13 protein-coding genes are annotated in these 16,763 nt (G+C 59.1%); all 13 read right to left on the bottom strand.

Annotation, left to right across the window (positions count from 1 at the left end):
• Positions 1-2,535, bottom strand: a 2,535-nt coding sequence (locus A4E33_RS06925) for a PKD domain-containing protein (protein WP_292346958.1), incomplete at its 3' end; no start/stop codon positions are given.
• Between the two features lie 304 nt (positions 2,536-2,839).
• The gene (locus A4E33_RS06920; protein WP_292346957.1) at positions 2,840-4,669 is read right to left on the bottom strand and encodes a YgiQ family radical SAM protein; all 1,830 of its coding nucleotides are present in this window, start codon (positions 4,667-4,669) and stop codon (positions 2,840-2,842) included.
• Positions 4,670-4,704: 35 nt separating this feature from the next.
• Positions 4,705-5,298 (bottom strand): PPC domain-containing DNA-binding protein, encoded by a 594-nt coding sequence (locus A4E33_RS06915; protein WP_292346956.1) that lies wholly within the window; start codon positions 5,296-5,298, stop codon positions 4,705-4,707.
• 96 nt (positions 5,299-5,394) lie between these two features.
• Positions 5,395-6,492, bottom strand: a complete 1,098-nt coding sequence (locus A4E33_RS06910; protein WP_292346955.1) for a CorA family divalent cation transporter — start codon at positions 6,490-6,492, stop codon at positions 5,395-5,397.
• Positions 6,493-6,579: 87 nt separating this feature from the next.
• Complete coding sequence (locus A4E33_RS06905; RefSeq protein ID WP_292346954.1) at positions 6,580-8,406, bottom strand: DUF2207 domain-containing protein; 1,827 nt, start codon at positions 8,404-8,406, stop codon at positions 6,580-6,582.
• 12 nt (positions 8,407-8,418) lie between these two features.
• Complete coding sequence (locus A4E33_RS06900; RefSeq protein ID WP_292346953.1) at positions 8,419-8,976, bottom strand: LemA family protein; 558 nt, start codon at positions 8,974-8,976, stop codon at positions 8,419-8,421.
• An 85-nt stretch (positions 8,977-9,061) separates the two neighbouring features.
• Complete coding sequence (gene rfbH / locus A4E33_RS06895; protein ID WP_292346952.1) at positions 9,062-10,375, bottom strand: lipopolysaccharide biosynthesis protein RfbH; 1,314 nt, start codon at positions 10,373-10,375, stop codon at positions 9,062-9,064.
• Positions 10,372-12,132, bottom strand: a complete 1,761-nt coding sequence (locus A4E33_RS06890) for a thiamine pyrophosphate-binding protein (RefSeq protein ID WP_292346951.1) — start codon at positions 12,130-12,132, stop codon at positions 10,372-10,374. The genes rfbH and A4E33_RS06890 overlap by 4 nt, the downstream gene beginning before the upstream one ends.
• Positions 12,133-12,148: 16 nt before the next feature.
• A complete protein-coding gene (locus A4E33_RS06885) occupies positions 12,149-13,102 on the bottom strand; it encodes an NAD(P)-dependent oxidoreductase (protein WP_292346950.1) in 954 nt (317 codons plus the stop codon).
• Between the two features lie 101 nt (positions 13,103-13,203).
• Positions 13,204-14,154 carry a glycosyltransferase family 2 protein gene (locus tag A4E33_RS06880; protein ID WP_292346949.1) on the bottom strand — a complete coding sequence of 317 codons (951 nt, stop codon included), beginning with the start codon at positions 14,152-14,154 and terminating at the stop codon, positions 13,204-13,206.
• On the bottom strand, positions 14,151-15,149 hold the full coding sequence (locus tag A4E33_RS06875; protein WP_292346948.1) for a GDP-mannose 4,6-dehydratase: 999 nt from the start codon (positions 15,147-15,149) through the stop codon (positions 14,151-14,153). Before A4E33_RS06875 ends, A4E33_RS06880 begins: the two co-directional genes overlap by 4 nt.
• A 36-nt stretch (positions 15,150-15,185) precedes the next feature.
• Positions 15,186-15,662 carry a GtrA family protein gene (locus A4E33_RS06870; RefSeq protein WP_292346947.1) on the bottom strand — a complete coding sequence of 159 codons (477 nt, stop codon included), beginning with the start codon at positions 15,660-15,662 and terminating at the stop codon, positions 15,186-15,188.
• Between the two features lie 21 nt (positions 15,663-15,683).
• A complete protein-coding gene (locus tag A4E33_RS06865) occupies positions 15,684-16,655 on the bottom strand; it encodes an EF-Tu/IF-2/RF-3 family GTPase (RefSeq protein ID WP_292346946.1) in 972 nt (323 codons plus the stop codon).
• Positions 16,656-16,763 lie beyond the last annotated feature (108 nt).

The following is a 16,763-nucleotide window of genomic DNA, read 5'->3' as shown; positions in this document are numbered from 1 at the left end:
TGCACCGCTCCACCCGTTGCCCCACGGACTCCAGCCATTCCCGTAGCCGGAATACTTCGTATAATATCCACCGGTTCCGCCACTGCCGCCGGCTCCGCGGACACCGTTCGCTGAGTATCCGGATCCTCCAGACCCGCCGGTCCCGGCACTGTTCGTATACTGCGGCGGTGTCGGTGTTCCGGCCGTTCCCGAAATATATCCGGTTCCGTTTGTTCCGACGGTCGTGTGACAAACCGATCCTCTCCCGGGCTGGCCTCCGGCCATGACCACATTACCAAATTGTGAGTCGCCTCCGGCCAGACCGTCCATTCCGGGATTACAAATCCACGGAGAATACCGGAAATCATACAACCCGCCCATGCCGCCATACCCTCCAAGGCCGACCTCCACCGGAATAACATCCCCAGGTGTGACGTTGACCGTGTATATCTGGCCATACCCGGATCCTCCGCCTCCGGCAGGTGCTCCATAGTGAGAGGCCGAACCATTGCCTCCGCCGCCGGATCCTCCTCCGCCGCCGCCACCGGCACCGACTACCATCACATAGACCGACCGGATCTCTGCCGGGACGGTATAATTATAAACACCCGGCGACGTGTACTCAACAACATTCTGCGTCGGTGCTGCGGGCGGCCCGGCGATGTAAACCTGGTGCGAGACCGATGCCGCCTCCTGCGTGTTGTTCACTGTCAGTGTCACCGTGTACGTCCCGGCTGCGGTATACGTGTGGTTCGCATCCTTCTGGCTAGGATCCGTTGTCGTAAATGCCGGCGAACCGTCACCGAAATTCCAGCTCCATCTCGTGGGATATCCGATCGAAATATCCGTGAACTGCACATTCACCGGATACTGGCCGGAATACGGCATGATATTGAACCCGGCAACCGGTACCGGCGGCTTGATCGGTTCGATACGGACATACCCGTTGCTCCCTGATGCACCGCTCCACCCGTTGCCCCACGGACTCCAGCCATTCCCGTAGCCGGAATACTTCGTATAATATCCACCGGCTCCGCCACTGCCGCCGGCTCCGCGGACACCGTTCGCTGAATATCCGGCCCCACCGGACCCGCCGGTTCCGGCAGTCGTCGTATATTGAGGTGGTGTCGGTGTCCCGGCTGTTCCAGAATTGTAGCCGGTCCCGTTTGTCCCGACGGTTGTATAGCAGACAGATCCCTTGCCCGGCTGGCCTCCGGCCATGACCACGCTGCCAAACTGCGAGGCCCCTCCGGCCAGACCGTCCATTCCGGCATTACAAATCCACGGAGAATACCGGAAATCATACAACCCGCCCATGCCACCGTATCCTCCGAGACCGACTTCAACCGGTATCATTTCTCCCGGTGTGACGTTGACCGTGTATATCTGGCCATAACCGGATCCTCCGCCTCCGGCAGGTGCTCCATAGTGAGAGGCCGAACCATTACCTCCGCCACCGGATCCTCCTCCTCCGCCGCCACCGGCACCGACTACCATCACATAGACCGACCGGATCTCTGCCGGGACGGTGTAATTGTAAACGCCCGGCGACGTGTACTCCACAACATTCTGTGTCGGTGCCGCCGGCGGCCCGGCAACATACACCTGGTGCGATACACTCCCGCTTCCCTGGGAATTTGTAGCGGTCAGTGTGACAGTGTAGGTTCCCGCCGAGATATACGTATGGTTCACATCCTTCGAGAAGGGATTTGTAGTGGTAAATTCTGGTGTGCTGTCTCCAAAATTCCATGTCCAGCTAGTCGGGTACCCGATCGAGATATCTGTGAACTGCACGTTCATCGGATATTGGCCGGAATATTGTGACACGGTAAAACCAGCAACCGGGACAGGGGGTTTGATCGGCTCAATCCGAATATATCCGTTCGCACCGCTGGCACCATTACCACCCTGGCCCCATCCGGTCGAAGAGGTATTAGAACCGGATCCACCGCCACCACCGCTTCCGCCGGCTCCCCGCGAACCGCCGAATAAGCCGGCACCAGCCCCGCCACTGCCGCCAGTGATGCCGGAGGGAGGCGTTCCCGTGGATTGTCCTGCACCGTTTGTCCCAACGGAGTTATAACATGGTGAACCTGTCCCGGGAGAACCGCCGTTTGCAATAATATCCCCTGCCTGCGATGCTCCGCCGTATGACCCATCTGACGCGGCAGAACAATCCCAGGTCGGCCCGTAAAGATAGGAACTCCCAGTACCACCTGCTCCACCGGCTCCAACTGATATTTCAATTTCATCGCCGGCAGTTACCTCAATAGTCTGAAGCTGGTAATAACCAGATCCTCCGCCGCCGCCACCGGAGCCTGAATGAACGCCAAGAGTCGGACTTCCGACACCCCCGGAGCCCCCGCCGCCACCGCCGCCGGCTCCTGCAACTGCAATATACAATGACCGCACTTCATCAGGAACCGTATAAGTATAGATCCCGGGAGCTGTGTATTCAACAACCGTAAAATTGATCTCAGCACTTACAAACGCAACATTACACCATATGATAAGCAGCACAATGGCGGCAGGAAATACTCTCTGTATCCAGGTCATGCCTCACCCACTTCTCGCATAAACACTGATAGCCTTCCGGCATGACCCAAACCTTCATCATCGGAGAAGCAAATTGATCCATGCCTACGGGCAGGCGGCGTTCATCAGCTTTCCACGGTCGGTGAACCCGTCCTTCCTTTCTTTGTCCGGTGTCCTGAAAACCGATCCTCGCATCCGTCTCATGGCACTGGCATAAATTCAAGGTATCTCTTAAACATTTATTAAAACAGCTGTTTTGATTTTTATGATATAGAAAAAACAACTATAGTGAGAGAAAAAACTATGACATTAACCTCTCTCTCTTTCATCCGGATCGCGGTTTCCCAAAGTAGCTGGAGCCCCCGCTCTTCCCGCTCACAAGACATCCGGGCCCGCTCCCGATCAAATCCTCCCGCCCGGCCCTCTTCAGCCCCTCGATCACGAGAGCACGGTTCTTCGGGTCACGGTACTGCATGAGGGCCCGCTGGATCTTCTTCTCCTCGCCCCGGGGCACGTGCACCGGCTTCATGGTGAACGGGTCGAGGCCGGTGTAATACATGCATGTCGCAACGCTCATCGGCGTCGGGGTGAAGTCCTGCACCTGCTCGGTGTACAGGTTGTTGTCGCGGATGTAGAGGGCGAGGTCGACCATATCATTGATCGTGCACCCGGGATGGCCGGACATGAAGTACGGCAGGATGTACTGGCGCTTCTTCTTCCCCTGCTGACGGGCCTCGAACCGGGCCCGGAACCGGTCGAAGACCTCGCGGCCCGGCTTGTTCATGATGCGGGTGACGGACGGCGAGATATGCTCCGGCGCAACCTTGAGGTGGCCGGAGATATTGTGGTCGCAGACCGCATCCAGGTACCCGGCATCGTCGGCAAGGGCAAGATCGTAGCGGATCCCAGAGCCGATGAAAACGTGTTTCACGCCGGGGATCTGCCGGACCCGGGCAAGCATCCTGCACTGCTCTTCGTGGCTGGTCCGCAGGGTTTTGCAGGCCGGGCTGCAGCGCTTGTCCTCACAGGCCCCGCATTTTTCCCACAGGGCGCACGAGAGGCCGTACATGTTTGCCGTCGGGCCGCCGATGTCCTGGATAACGCCTTTGAAACCCGGCATCTTCGTCATCCGGGTGACTTCGCGGACGATCGAGTCGGTGCTCCGGCTCTGGATGATCCTGCCCTGGTGGTGCGTCAGGGCGCAGAACGAGCACGAGCCGAAACACCCGCGGTGGCTGGTCACCGAGAACCGGACCGGTTCGAGCGCCGGGACGGGTTTTTTGTAGGAGGGATGTTCCCGGCGGGTGTACGGGAGCTCGTAGATCCGGTCCAGCTCTTCCGTTGTGAGCGGGCGGGCCGGGGGGTTCTGGACCACGACCGTCTTCGGGTGCGGCTGGGCAACCGCCTTCCCCCGGACCGGATCCTGTTCTCGGTAATGCAGCGCAAAGGCACGGGCATATGCAGCCTTGTCTTTCGAGACCTCCGGAAAACCCGGGATCTCAGCAACTCCCGCGGGACGGGCGCTCCGCCATTCTGCGACTTCCATCGTGTAACAGGTGCCCCGGATATTCCGGAGCGCCCGGACGGGTTCACCGTCCGCGAGGCGCCGGGCAATCTCCACGACCTGCAGCTCGCCCATCCCGAAGACCAGCAGGTCGGCCGGGGCATCGGCGAGTATGGACTGCCGGACCCGGTCCTGCCAGTAATCATAGTGGGCGAACCTCCGCAGGCTCGCCTCGATGCCCCCGAGGATAACCGGCACACCGGGGAAGCATTCATGCACCCGGTTCGCGTACACGATCGTGGCCCGGTCCGGCCGGTGCGGGACCCCGCCCGGGGAATACACGTCGTCGCTCCGCCGTTTCAGGTTCGGCGTGTAATTGTTCACCATCGAGTCGACATTTCCCGAGGAGATGCCAAAGAACAGGCGGGGCTTCCCGAGCTTCCGGAAATCGTCCGCGGTCTGCACGGACGGCTGGGCAATGACCCCGACAGTGAAGCCGGCGTCCCAGAGGACCCGGCCGATCAGGGCCGTGCCAAACGAAGGATGATCGACGTACGCATCCCCGGTGACAAGGATGATATCGAACCCGTGGATGCCCAGCTTCTCCCCTTCTTCAGGAGACATCGGGAGAAAAAGGGGCTGCCGGGACATAAGCAGGGAAAAAACACGGACGGGACCGGGGGATCCTATCCGGACGGGCGGCGGGTGAGGTCCCGGATGATCTCGGCAAGGCCCCCGGGGAGGTCGTCGGCTTTCTCCTCTTTTTCAGGGGCCTGTTCCTTCTTCTTCTCTTCCTCACCGGCGATCTGCAGCTTCTGCTGCTTTTTGTCTGCAGGTTTTCTCTCGCCAAGCATCGGGAGGTGCACCTGCATCTTCTCATCGAATTCCCGGCGGGCCGTGAGGCCGGTGAACTCCGTGATGACCGCTTCCACGATGAGGTAGGTGACCGCTTTTTCCCGGAGGCAGCCGGTGAGGGCATGGCCGGACCTGCCGACCGACCCGTGGAAGTGGATATGCGGGCCGTCGTCGCCCGGGTAGATGGTCCCGACACCGAAGACCTCCCAGCCGCCTTCGAACAGGACAAAATGCGGGACCGGGGGGATGACCGGTTCCTCCGGGCCGGTCACCATGCGCCCGTTCATGAGGGCGCCAAGGAACTGGATCGAGCCGGCCTGGATGTTCTTGTCCACAACGAACTGGCGGATCGCATGCAGCATATCCTCGCCATCGTCGATCCGGACGACAAAGACCCGGCCGATCTGTCCTTCGGTGTACTGCATAAGATCAGGTTCCCTCGTAGCTATTCATATGGTTTCTGCCGGTTTATATTTTGAACTTTATCCCGGCCGGCCAAAAACGCGGTGCCGGGGCCTTGGTCAGTCCGGGGTTTCGGGGAGGAGCCCCAGGCGCTTAACCCCCCACCATGCGAGGAACGTGGAGATTATCGTTGTCGTGACGATGGTTCCCAGGTACAGGGGGATATGCGTTGCATTAAACTGGAACATGGAGTTCCCGGCAACGGTTGCGATCGTGTTCGGCACCAGGAGCGCTGTCGCGATGATCGCGAGGTACGCGCCGAGCAGGGCCAGTTTGTTGTTCAGGATCTGGAGCTGGTTGTTGTAGATGGACTGGAGCACCTCGAGGCCGCTTGCAAGGACCTCGGAGAGGTGTTCCGCAAGCCCGATCTGCGCCTGCAGCTCGCCGATCAGGGCATTGATCCGCCCGAGGATCTTCTCATCGTCCGTCAGCAGCTCGGCATCCCCGTACCGGAGCGAGTTGAGCGTGTCGACCGTTGCCCAGAGCCCCCCGACATAGACGATGAGCGCGTGTTTCATCAGGTAGATCTTGGGGCCGATCACCTCCCGCGGCGTTTTCGGGTCCGCGAGTTCCCGGCTGAGAGTGTCCCCCTGCTCCTCGATACCGGAGAGGTAATCGAAGTTCCGGGAATTATTCTCGTCGATGATCCGGATCAGGAGATGGGTTATCTTGTCGCTGGGTAAAATGTTTGCCGGAATCTTCCGCATCAGGGTCCCGGCATACCGCCGCATCCGGAAAAAACGCCTGACCTCCCGCGAGTGGAGCGTGACAATGACGTTTTTCCTGATAAAGATGTACAGCGGCTCCAGCCGGATATCGAATCCCTGCATGTAAATCGCGGGCAGCAGGAGGCCGAGCTCGTCATCGAGATCCTCGTAGGCGGTCTTCTGGCTCTTTAAGAGGGTGTTGATGAGGAGTTCCGAGAAGCCGAGGGTCAGGGCAGCAGTTCTCACGTCGTGTTCCACGTCTTCGACAACGTAATCGATCCATGCAAGGTCCGTCCCGCCGGTGAAGGCCATGATATCGCCGATGCTGCGGGATGCCGTTGTCTGCGTACCGCCGTTTTTACAGACGACACAGAATCCCCGTTCTTCATAGGCCGGCAATATCTCGTGGGATTCTCCGGCCGTTATGGGACTTCCCTGCTCACCTGCCATAAGGGAGACTATACAGTACCTGCTAACATAGTTTTCCCAGAGCCCGGTGTTCTGAAAAAGGGAGAGAAGAGAGGTTCGGGTCCGGACCTACCGGCCCCCGGCACCGCCGCCGCCGAACCCGCCGCCTCCGCCAAAACCTCCCCCGCCGCCAAAGCCTCCGCCACCGGAACTTCCGTGGCTCGGGGGCGAGAACGTCATGAGGGGCATGAAGGCATGGTTCATGCCGATAGCGCCGACCGGTATGCCGGCATCCGCCACGCGGATATTGAGGGATTTCATGGCCTGCTCCACCTTGTCACCGACGCCGAGCGCGGTGCCGTACACCAGCCAGTCACCCCACATCACGATATCGGCAGGAGCGTACTTGCGGATCATCGCCATATCAGAGAGGAAGTGCGTGAACGCGTCCCACTCCAGTTTCTCCTGGTAATGGTCGTCTTTCCAGTGACCGAAGAGCGTGGACGGGGCGGCAAACGCGATCGCGGCCTGGATGATCACGACACCCCAGAGGATGACCGCCGGGGAGAGAATGTACGACTGCATTGACGCGACAAAGAATAAAATCAGGCTGATCGCAAACATCACGATCCCGGCGAGCCCCAGCGGCAGGATGTGATCCCTTCCGTCAACTATGTACTGCGAGACGAGGGTTGTGTCGACCCTGCTCGTGACATCGGTGAGGGAGCGCTGGTATTTCAGCGTCTTCTCTTCGGCAGTCCTGTTCACCTGCGCTTTCTTTGCCAGGGCTTCGATGGAATCCGTGTCGAGCACGCCGTTATCGGAGACCAGCCGGAGGAACAGCAGCACCCGCTGTTCGTACGGGTCCAGGCCGGCATCGGACAGGATCTTCACAACAACGCCCTTTCCTTCCCCTTTTTCGGTAATAACGATATTTTTCCGGCGGTGGAGATCCAGCAGGGTTGCGTAGTACCCGTCCTCATCGAAGTCCTGGGCATCGCCTTTGAAGAGCAGGTTGACCTCCCAGGGTTTGAGGTTTTTACCCGGGAGCGTGCTCAGGAACCCGGGGACAGTGAACTCCTTCTCCCGCCCGTACCGGTTGTAGATGACGATGAGGAGGAGCGGTACGAGGATGACCGCGATCATGGCAAGAAGATTCAGGAGATAGGCTGCGTAGTACGGAAGGTTGTACCAGAATGCTGCGGATTCTGTCTTTCCCTTCACATCGTCAACAGCGCTCCGGAATCCCGGGAAACGGCTGAACGCCTCTTTCGATCCCAGGATCTCGACTGCAAGGATCTCGTTGGCCGCAAGGCTGCCGGAGATCACGTACGTGTCCCCGGATTTTTCGGTCTTCAGGAGCGGCGGGTAGACGTACACCTTGTCGATACCCTGCGCCGGGAGAGTGACTTTCACCTGCCGGTACGGGATGTGCTCCTCGCCGGCCAGCTTCAGGTTCAGGTGGGTTGTCGTGGCATCCTCTTCAAGCGGGGGGTTGATGACATACCTGTACTCTGCGGAGTACTGCCCTGCATTGTACCGCGACGGATTGAAGATCCCGACTTCATCATAATACGCGAGATCATCGATCGTGCTCTTCGCCGATTCCGTTGCAGAAGGGCCGAACAGCGTCACGGTCCCCGAGTCGTCCTTGATATAGCCGATCGTCCCGGGCGCGGGGTTCATGGATTTCAGCTGGACGTACGGCTGATCACTCGTCCCGGTTGTGACCGGCGCCTCCCAGACACGGTACAGCATCCGGTACTCGCCGCTGGTGCCGACGTTATACGTGTAGTGCTCGGAAAGGCCGCCCTCCATATCCAGCACCGCCTCGTAGGAAGCAACCGTGAGATCGCCTTCAAAGAGCGGGCCGACCGCGGTGACGAGGAGCAGGGCGACGAGGCCGAGCGCGAGCCCGGCTCCCACAACCCATGCCAGTTGACGTGTCTCGCTCACGGGAATTACCCTTTAGAACTCGATCTTCGGGGGTGTCTTGATGGCTTCCTCGAACTCGAGGTACTCGAGCTTGGAAAGGCCCATGATCATGGCAACGAAGTTCGAGGGGATGGTCTCCCTCATCGTGTTGAATTCCTGCGAGATGTTGTTGTACGTATACCGCTGGCGGGCGATCTCGTCCTCGAGGCCCTTGACCGAGTCCATCATGCTCATGACGGTCCCGGAGGTCTTGAGGTCGGGATAGTTCTCGGCAACGGCAAGGAGCCGCCCGAAGATGGAGCGGGACTCCGCCTCGACCTTGTTCAGGTCGCCGGGCGACGCGGTTGCAACACTTGCCCGCATGGCAGTGACACGCTCGAGAGTTTCTTTCTCGAACTTCGCATAGCTCTTGACCGAGCCGAGGAGCTGATCGATCATGTCGAGCCGCTTCTTCATGGCAACACGGATCTGGCCGAGCGTTGCTTCCGACGAGTTCCTAAGGCTGATGAACCGGTTGTAGATGCCGATCGCCCACAGGACCAGCCCTGCAACCACTAAGGCAACAATGCCGAGGATAATCCATTCGATCATGGTTCTCACATTATGATGATCGTTTCATCAGATAAGGGTGATTGGGAGACCTGGTGTGATCCCGGATGATCGTGCGGCCGGGATCTTACGGGTATCCGGAAAAGAATGCGCCGAACGTATCGAGCACATACCGGATCTTCTCATCCGTCAGCCCGGGATACACTCCAATCCAGAACAGGTTGTTCATGACAAGGTCGGTGTTTTCCAGCGTGCCGGAGAGCCGGTACTGCATACCCGCGTACGCCGGCTGTTTGAGCAGGTTTCCGCCAAAGAGCATCCGCGTCGCGATCCGGCGGTTCTCGAGATACCGGACGATATCTTCGCGGGTGAAGGGGGCGGACGGGCGGACGATGATGGGAAGGCCGAACCAGCTGGGATCCGCGTGCGGGGTTGCATGCGGGAGCAGGAGGTATTGTTCGAATTTTTTCAGGCCGTCCGTCAGGGTCCGGAAGTTCTTCTTCCGCGCTTCGATGAACCCCGGCAGTTTCTTCAGCTGCTCGACGCCGATGGCAGCCTGCATGTCCGTGACCTTGAGGTTGTACCCGATGTGGGAGTAGATATACTTGTGATCGTACCCGTGGGGGAGGCCGCCCAGCTGCCAGTCGAACCGCTTCCTGCACGAGTTGTCGCAGCCCGGGTCGCACCAGCAGTCCCTGCCCCAGTCGCGGAACGAGGCGATGATCCGTTTCAGCGCCGGGTTGTCGGTGCAGACCGCCCCGCCCTCGCCCATCGTGATGTGGTGGGCCGGGTAGAAACTGAACGTGGAGATGTCGGAGAACGTTCCCGTGAATTTTCCCCGGTACCGGGACCCGAGGGCATCGCAGGTGTCCTCGATGAACCAGAGGTCGTGCTTTTTCACGCTTTTCCCTATGGTGTCGAGGTCTGCGGGATTCCCGAGGGTGTGCGGGATCATGATCGCTTTTGTCCTGTCCGAGATCGCGTCTTCGATCCGGTCGGCCATGATATTGTACGTCCCCTGCTCGACATCCAGGAAGACCGGCACGAGGTTATTCTGGAGGATCGGGTTGAGGGTCGTGGGAAAACCGCACGCCATCGTGATGACCTCGTCGCCGGGTTTCAGCCGGTCCCCGCCGAGCGTGGGCGAGGTCAGGGCCGAGAGGGCGAGGAGGTTTGCCGAGGAGCCGGAGTTGGTCAGGAGAGCGTATTTCACGCCAAGGAACGCCGCAAACTCCCGCTCGAACTGCTCGGCATACCGCCCGGTCGTGAGCCAGAAATCAAGGGAGGAATCGACGAGGCTGACGAGTTCGTTCTCATCGTATACCCGGCCGGCATAGTGCACCGGCGTGGTGCCGGGGATGAACTCCTCCCGGGATTTCGCAGCGTGGAATGCTTTCACAAGGCGGGCAATTTCCTCGCGGATCTCTTTCTCGGTCTTCATGGGATATCTGGCTCCGGTAACATATCGACAATCATGTTCTCCCGCAGTTCGCTGCGGTCGAGCAGGGGTTCCTGGTCCTCAACCGGCCTGTTCACGGCAAGTTTCGGCCGGACCCTCGCAGTTTCGTCAAGGACAACCTCGAGGAACTCCGGCTTCATGTCCGAAAACAGGTGCTGCAGGGCGGCGGGGATCTCGTCGTTGCGCGTGATCTTCCGGGCGGGTATTTTATAGGCGGAGACAACGGCCTGGAAATCCGGGTTGCTGTACCCGATCCCCGACGACTGGAACCGGCAGCTGAGGTACTGCTCCTGGAACTGCCGGATCATGCCGTACCCGCCGTTGTTCAGGACGATGACCTTGACCGGGCGCTGGTGGTGGAACAGGGTCTGGAGTTCCTGGATGTTCAGCTGGAACCCCCCGTCGCCCGAAACAGCCACGACCGGTTTCCCCGGCTGCGCAAAGGAGGCGCCGATGGCCATGGGCAGCGCCGAGCCGATGGATGCCATGCCCCCCTCAGTCAGGAACCGCTGCGTTTCCGTAATCCTCAGGCTCTGGGCGGCCCACATCTGGATCTGGCCGACATCCACGCAGACAATAGAGCCGGCGGGGAGCTGCTGTGAGAGGAGATGGAAGAAGTAATTCGGGTCGATCGCAGGTTTTTCCGGCCGGGTGAAATCGGGGTATTTCTCCCGGTATCCCGCGATACGGAGGCGCCAGGCTGAGAAGTCCGGCAGGGGGTCATTCATCCCGCCATGGCTGGTCATCGCTTCAAGGAAGTGCCGGATATCCGACTGTACCGCGATCCAGGGCTGGATCTTGTTACCCAGTTCCCGGGGATCGATGTCCACGTGGACGATCTTCGCGACACGTGCAAAGGTCTCCGGCCGTGTCCCGGTCTGCCGGGTATCAAACCGCGTGCCAAGGGCGAGGATGAAGTCGGCATTCGCCACGGCCAGGTTCGCGTACCGGTTCCCGTAGGTCCCGATCATGCCCGAGAACAGGGGGTCGTCATGCGGGAACGCGTCCAGTCCCATGAGGGACGAGACAACGGGGATCCCCGTTGCCCGGGCGAACCGGCCGAGTTCGGCGCAGGCGCCCGACGCCCGGACGCCCCCGCCGGCAAGGATCACCGGCCGCTCAGAGGACCGGATCTGTGCGTGGATCTTTTTCAGCATGGCGGGAGGGATCCGTTTTGCCGCCTTCCCTTTTTTCATGAAGGGTTCCAGCCGGGCGACATCGACATTGGCCCGCTGGATATTGAGGGGGATGTCGATCAGCACGGGCCCCGGCCGGCCGGTCCGTGCACAGTCGAACGATCCCTCAAGGACCCTGCGGATGGCCTTCTCGTCGTCCACGAGATGCGATTCCTTCACGATCGGCCTGACGATGGAGACGATGTCGGTCTCCTGGAACCCGATCTGCCGGACCGGTTTTCTGAACTTGTACTCGTAGGTGTTGACCTGGCCGGTGATGAACAGGCAGGGTACCGAATCGAAATAACAGCTCCCGATGCCGGTGATGAGGTTGGTTGCCCCGGGACCGCTCGTTGCCATCGCCACCCCGATATTGCCCCCCGCCCGGGCATACCCTTCCGCCGCGATCGAGGCTGCCATCTCGTGGTGCATCGAGACCGTGGTGATATCCGTGCGGCCGTAGAGCGAGTCGAGAAGATGGGATATCGCGCCACCACAGATCTCGAAGATATGGGTGACCCCCTGGCCTGCAAGGGAATCGATCACGTAATCTGATACTTTCACCGGGTAACACTCCTGGTCATGTTCGGTACAGGTGCTGGTGGGCTGCGAACCATTCAACGGTCTTTCTCAGGCCGTTCTCCAGATCATATTTCGGGGCCCGGTTCAAAGATGTTGATGTCTTTGACATGTCCGCCTGCCAGACCTCCGGCTCGTTCGGCCACCGCTTCGGGAGCCCGGTAACGGCTTCCAGCGGTTTTCCCGTGATCCTGATGACGGTATCGACAACATCTCCCACGCTGTGCTGGACGCCGCTGCCGGCATTGAAGATTTCGCCGGGCGTGATCCTGATCTCGGCCAGGCGCCTGTACAGGTCGACAACATCGTCGATATAGATAAAGTCCCGGACAAAGCTGCGGGAGGTTATCGCCGGGTTCTTTCCCTGCAGGCAGGACAGGATCACCGAAGGCACCAGCCGGTGGCCGTCCTCGTAATCCCCGTACGGCGAGAACAGCCGCAGGGTGACGATCGGGAGGTTATCGTTCAGGGCAACCGCCTGGCAGTAGTGGGTGCATGCCGCCTTGGAGATCCCGTAATTGTTCACGGGTTTTAAGCAGTCGGTCTCCTTCATGGGGGCGGATTTGATCCCGTATTCGGACGATGTGCCGGTGTTGACGAAGAGATCGAAGCCGGCGTCCTTACAGGCATCGACGAGATTCACGGTGCCGAAAAAATTCGATTCCATGATCTGCCGGAAATTGTCCTCCCTTGGACTCCCCCCGTAGGTGGCGAGGTGGAAAATGATATCGGGACTGATGTCGCGGACAGTTTTTTTCACGCTGTCAGCATCGGACAGGTCCGGCGTATGGCGCCCGACACCGGCGATAATGTCGCTGATCCGCCAGAGATTCGAGGATGTGCGGGCGATGATGTGCAGGTCGGCGCCGGAACCCTGCAGGCATCGGAGCAGGTTGGATCCTACAAATCCGGTGGCGCCGGTGACAAGAACCGTTTTTTTCGCAAGTGAACTCATGCTATTTCTCTCCAGCCCGTGTCATCCCGTGGTGTATCGTGCTCCTGTATCCGACCGGCCTGTTCTCCATTCCGGCAGGATCCAGGGTCCGGTGAATCCCCTCACTGGCGGGGGGCCTGCCCGAACCCAATCTCGCTGTTGACAATATAATTCGGCCGCTGCTTGACCTCGTCATAAATCCGCTCGATATACGTTCCCATGATCCCGAACATTAAAAATATCATCCCGAAACAGAACAGGATCACAAGCATCAGCGTGGTAAAACCCGGCACTTCACGCCCGAACGCCAGATACAGGTAAATCTCGACAAGGGCCATGATGAAGGTCAGGGTCGAGAACACAAATCCCATGACTGTCGCGATCTTCAGCGGGAAGTAGGAGAAGGAGAAGATGCCGTTCATGGCAGTGTTCCAGACGGTCCTGAAATCCGCTTTCGATTCCCCGGCAAACCGCGGCTGCCGCTCGAACGGGATGCCGAGCTGCTTAAAGCCTGTCCAGACCACGAGGCCCCGGAGGAAGATGTTCTTCTCCTTCATGGAATTGATGATAGTGTAGACCTTCCGGTCCACCAGCCTGAAATCGCTCGCGTTTTCGGGGATCATGTGGTTGCTCAGTTTGAAGATGATCATGTAGGCCAGCCGTGAAAGAACCCTGCGCATGACCCCCACACCCTCGCGTTTCTGGATCACCCCGTAGATGATTTCGTACCCGTTCTCCCATTCCCGGATGAACCGGGGGATCAGCTCGGGCGGGTCCTGCAGGTCGGCGTTCATGATCACTGCCGCATCGCCGCGGGCATACGAGAGCCCGGCCGTTATGCCGCCGTCGCAGCCGAAGTTCCGGGACAGCTGGACGATCTTGAACCGGGGATCCTCGTGATGGATGGCGACGAGCTTTGAAAACGTGGCGTCAACGGACCCGTTCTCGACGATGATGACCTCGAAATCATAGTCCGGGCAGGTCTTCATCATGTCCTGCAGCCGGGTCTTCAGTTCGCCCAGCACCGATTCCTCGTTATAGGCAGGAATCACGATGCTGATCAGTTTTTTCATGGGGTCTCCCTTTGCCGTTGCTGCTCAAGGAAACGGGTGTACCAGTCTATGGTTTCCTTCAACCCGGTCTCAAGCGGGTACTGCGATCTCCAGTTCAGCATCTTCTTTGCTTTTTTCGCAGACAGGTACTGGTCCTGGATCTCGTTGGTTGCCTGGTTCCGGACCTCCGGCTCGAGATCGCTTCCCATTATGCCGATGACCTTCTGCACGATCTCGAGCACCGAATACGGTGTCTCGGTGCTGAAATTGAACGCTTCCCCGCGGATTTTTTTGTTGTCCATCTTCTCGGCAAGCAGGGTGTAGGCCCCGACACCGTCGCGGACGTAAAAATAGTCACGCTTCGGAGAGCCGTCGCTCCGGATGACCGGGCGCCGGTTGTGGAAGACCGACCGGATCGTCCCGGGGATGATCCGGTTGAAGTTCAGGTCCCCGGCCCCGTAGAAATTCCCGCACCGCGTCACGCAGACCGGCAGGTCGTAGGTCTCGTAGTACGCCCGGCAGAGGAGATCGGCACAGCTCTTGGAGACGTCGTACGGGTGCCTCCCCTCGAGCGGCGTTGTTTCATCGTACGGGAGGTCCGTCTGGTCGCCGTACGCCTTGTCGCTCGAGGCAACGACAATCCGCGAGACATGGGACGCCCGCCGGCAGGCTTCGAGGATATTCCAGGTGCCCCCGATATTTGCCTTAAAGGTCGGGATCGGGTTTTTGTTTGCAAGGGTGACGATGGTCTGGGCAGCGAGGTGGAAAACAGTATCGATCTCGTATTCGTTGATGATCCGCTCGAGCAGGAAATAATTCTCGATTTCCCCGCGGACCGTCACCACGTTTTTGCTGATATCGGACTGAAAAAACCGTGATTTCGGGACCGAATCTCGCACGAGTCCCACGACATTCGCGTTCTGCGAGGCAAGGGATTCGGTCAGCCAGGACCCGAGGAGACCGGTGCATCCGGTGATGAAAATATTTTTATCTTCCCAGTAGGTTTGCTTCGACATGCTGATCCCGACTCAGTTTTTGATCTCCTGTACCTATCAATGTTCTCTCCTGCCGGCACCGAAGGTCCAGAGCTTCTGGCCGGAGAAACTGATGACGGTGATGACCGGCAGGATCAGCAGCTGGGCAATCCTCGGATCCACGGACAGCAGGTCTACGCATATGTACAGGGCAACGGCATTCGCCGCAAAGACAAAAACATAGACCACATTGAATTTCACGAATTCGGCAAGGCTGGTCCTTCCCGACCGGAAGATCCAGTACTTGTTCCAGAGGTAGCTGTGGATCACGCCGATGATGTGGGCCAGTGCCAGGGCCAGGAGGTAATACAGGTAATTCACGAGAATAAAAAAAGCGCCGTACCCCACGATGGTGTTGAGGATGCCGACGAAACAGAACTTTATCAGCTGGGTCCTGGATACGGGATCCCGGGCGGTTGTTTCCAGGGACCGCCGGAACTTCCCGAAGATACCGCCGGGGTTGCTGGTATCGCTGGAAGCATCCGGATTATCCATGTGTGCCCTGCCCTCTCCATGTTACCCGATGATAAGCGATCCCACGACCCTGAGCTTCCCGCCTTCAAGGTAGTGAAGGACAACGCGGGCTCCCGGGGGGTAGACGAGCGCCTTTTCCATCGACAGGGTCAGGACGGGCATCCTCCAGTCGCCTTCCACAACCGCCTTCTCCAGGCGCGTCGGGAGGAACTGCATCCAGTGCCCGGCATACAGGACCATTCCCTCCTTTAAGGGAGCCGGCCAGTACTTCACGAGCTGGGCTTTCCCGGTCACGGTGGTGGAGAACGTTATTGCCGGATCGTTTGTCAGGACATACCCGCGGTCCAGGTCATCGGTCTCGATATTCTTCAGGGCCAGGCCGACGCGGTCGCCGGCAACGGCCGACTCGGCATCATCGTCGTGCTTCTGGATGGACCGGACCTGCGCTGTCTTTTCCGTCGGAAGGACTCTGAGGGTCTCGTGCTTCTTTATCGTACCCTGTGCAACGGACCCGAGGACCACGACGCCGACGCCCTTCACGTTGAAATGGGCATCGATCGGGACAACGCCTTTACCGGCAGACTCATGGTCCTTGTGGTGGGCAGTCTGCTTCACGGAAATCCCGAGCATCTTCTCGCGCAGGCCGACCATGTCCTCCTCGAGGATCTCGTAGTGTTCGAGGACCGTGCCTTTGATGAGCGGGGCGATCTGGTCCGGCGAGATGTAGTTCTTGAGGATCAGGTATCCCGAGGATTTTCCGGCGCACTGGAGCATCAGTACGCATTCGCCGAACGAGGCATTGATCTCGCTGACAACAAGGACAATGCGGTCGGACAGGGAGACTGCATAGAAGAGGGATGACAGTTTCTCCGGGTACCGGGTCGGTTCGATGAACGTGACCGTGGCATCCCCTTTCTTCAGGTTATAGAAGGTGATATCGGATGTCGTCCCTTTCTTTCCCAGGTCCTTTGCATAATCGGGAGGGGCGAGGACAGCGACCGTAAGATTGGACATGATACCGGATAGTGTGCTCGCCAAGGATAAGAGGATTCTTTACCGGGGTGTTAAAAAATGCTCTGGAAAATCTTTTCCACAACGCACTCAGCGGAATTTATGATGATG

This window comes from Methanoregula sp. PtaB.Bin085 (assembly GCF_002067035.1).
Lineage (GTDB): Archaea > Halobacteriota > Methanomicrobia > Methanomicrobiales > Methanospirillaceae > Methanoregula.
The sequence above is the reverse complement of the archived record's forward strand: the minus strand, read 5'-3'. Positions and strand labels throughout refer to the sequence as shown.

What these genes read in the sequence shown, in the direction of transcription:
- A4E33_RS06920 (WP_292346957.1), bottom strand. Translation starts at nt 4,669, where the DNA reads ATGTCCCGGCAGCCCCTTTTTCTCCCGATGTCTCCTGAAGAAGGGGAG.
- A4E33_RS06915 (WP_292346956.1), bottom strand. Translation starts at nt 5,298, where the DNA reads ATGCAGTACACCGAAGGACAGATCGGCCGGGTCTTTGTCGTCCGGATC.
- A4E33_RS06910 (WP_292346955.1), bottom strand. Translation starts at nt 6,492, where the DNA reads ATGGCAGGTGAGCAGGGAAGTCCCATAACGGCCGGAGAATCCCACGAG.
- A4E33_RS06900 (WP_292346953.1), bottom strand. Translation starts at nt 8,976, where the DNA reads ATGATCGAATGGATTATCCTCGGCATTGTTGCCTTAGTGGTTGCAGGG.
- rfbH (WP_292346952.1), bottom strand. Translation starts at nt 10,375, where the DNA reads ATGAAGACCGAGAAAGAGATCCGCGAGGAAATTGCCCGCCTTGTGAAA.
- A4E33_RS06885 (WP_292346950.1), bottom strand. Translation starts at nt 13,102, where the DNA reads ATGAGTTCACTTGCGAAAAAAACGGTTCTTGTCACCGGCGCCACCGGA.
- A4E33_RS06880 (WP_292346949.1), bottom strand. Translation starts at nt 14,154, where the DNA reads ATGAAAAAACTGATCAGCATCGTGATTCCTGCCTATAACGAGGAATCG.
- A4E33_RS06875 (WP_292346948.1), bottom strand. Translation starts at nt 15,149, where the DNA reads ATGTCGAAGCAAACCTACTGGGAAGATAAAAATATTTTCATCACCGGA.
- A4E33_RS06870 (WP_292346947.1), bottom strand. Translation starts at nt 15,662, where the DNA reads ATGGATAATCCGGATGCTTCCAGCGATACCAGCAACCCCGGCGGTATC.
- A4E33_RS06865 (WP_292346946.1), bottom strand. Translation starts at nt 16,655, where the DNA reads ATGTCCAATCTTACGGTCGCTGTCCTCGCCCCTCCCGATTATGCAAAG.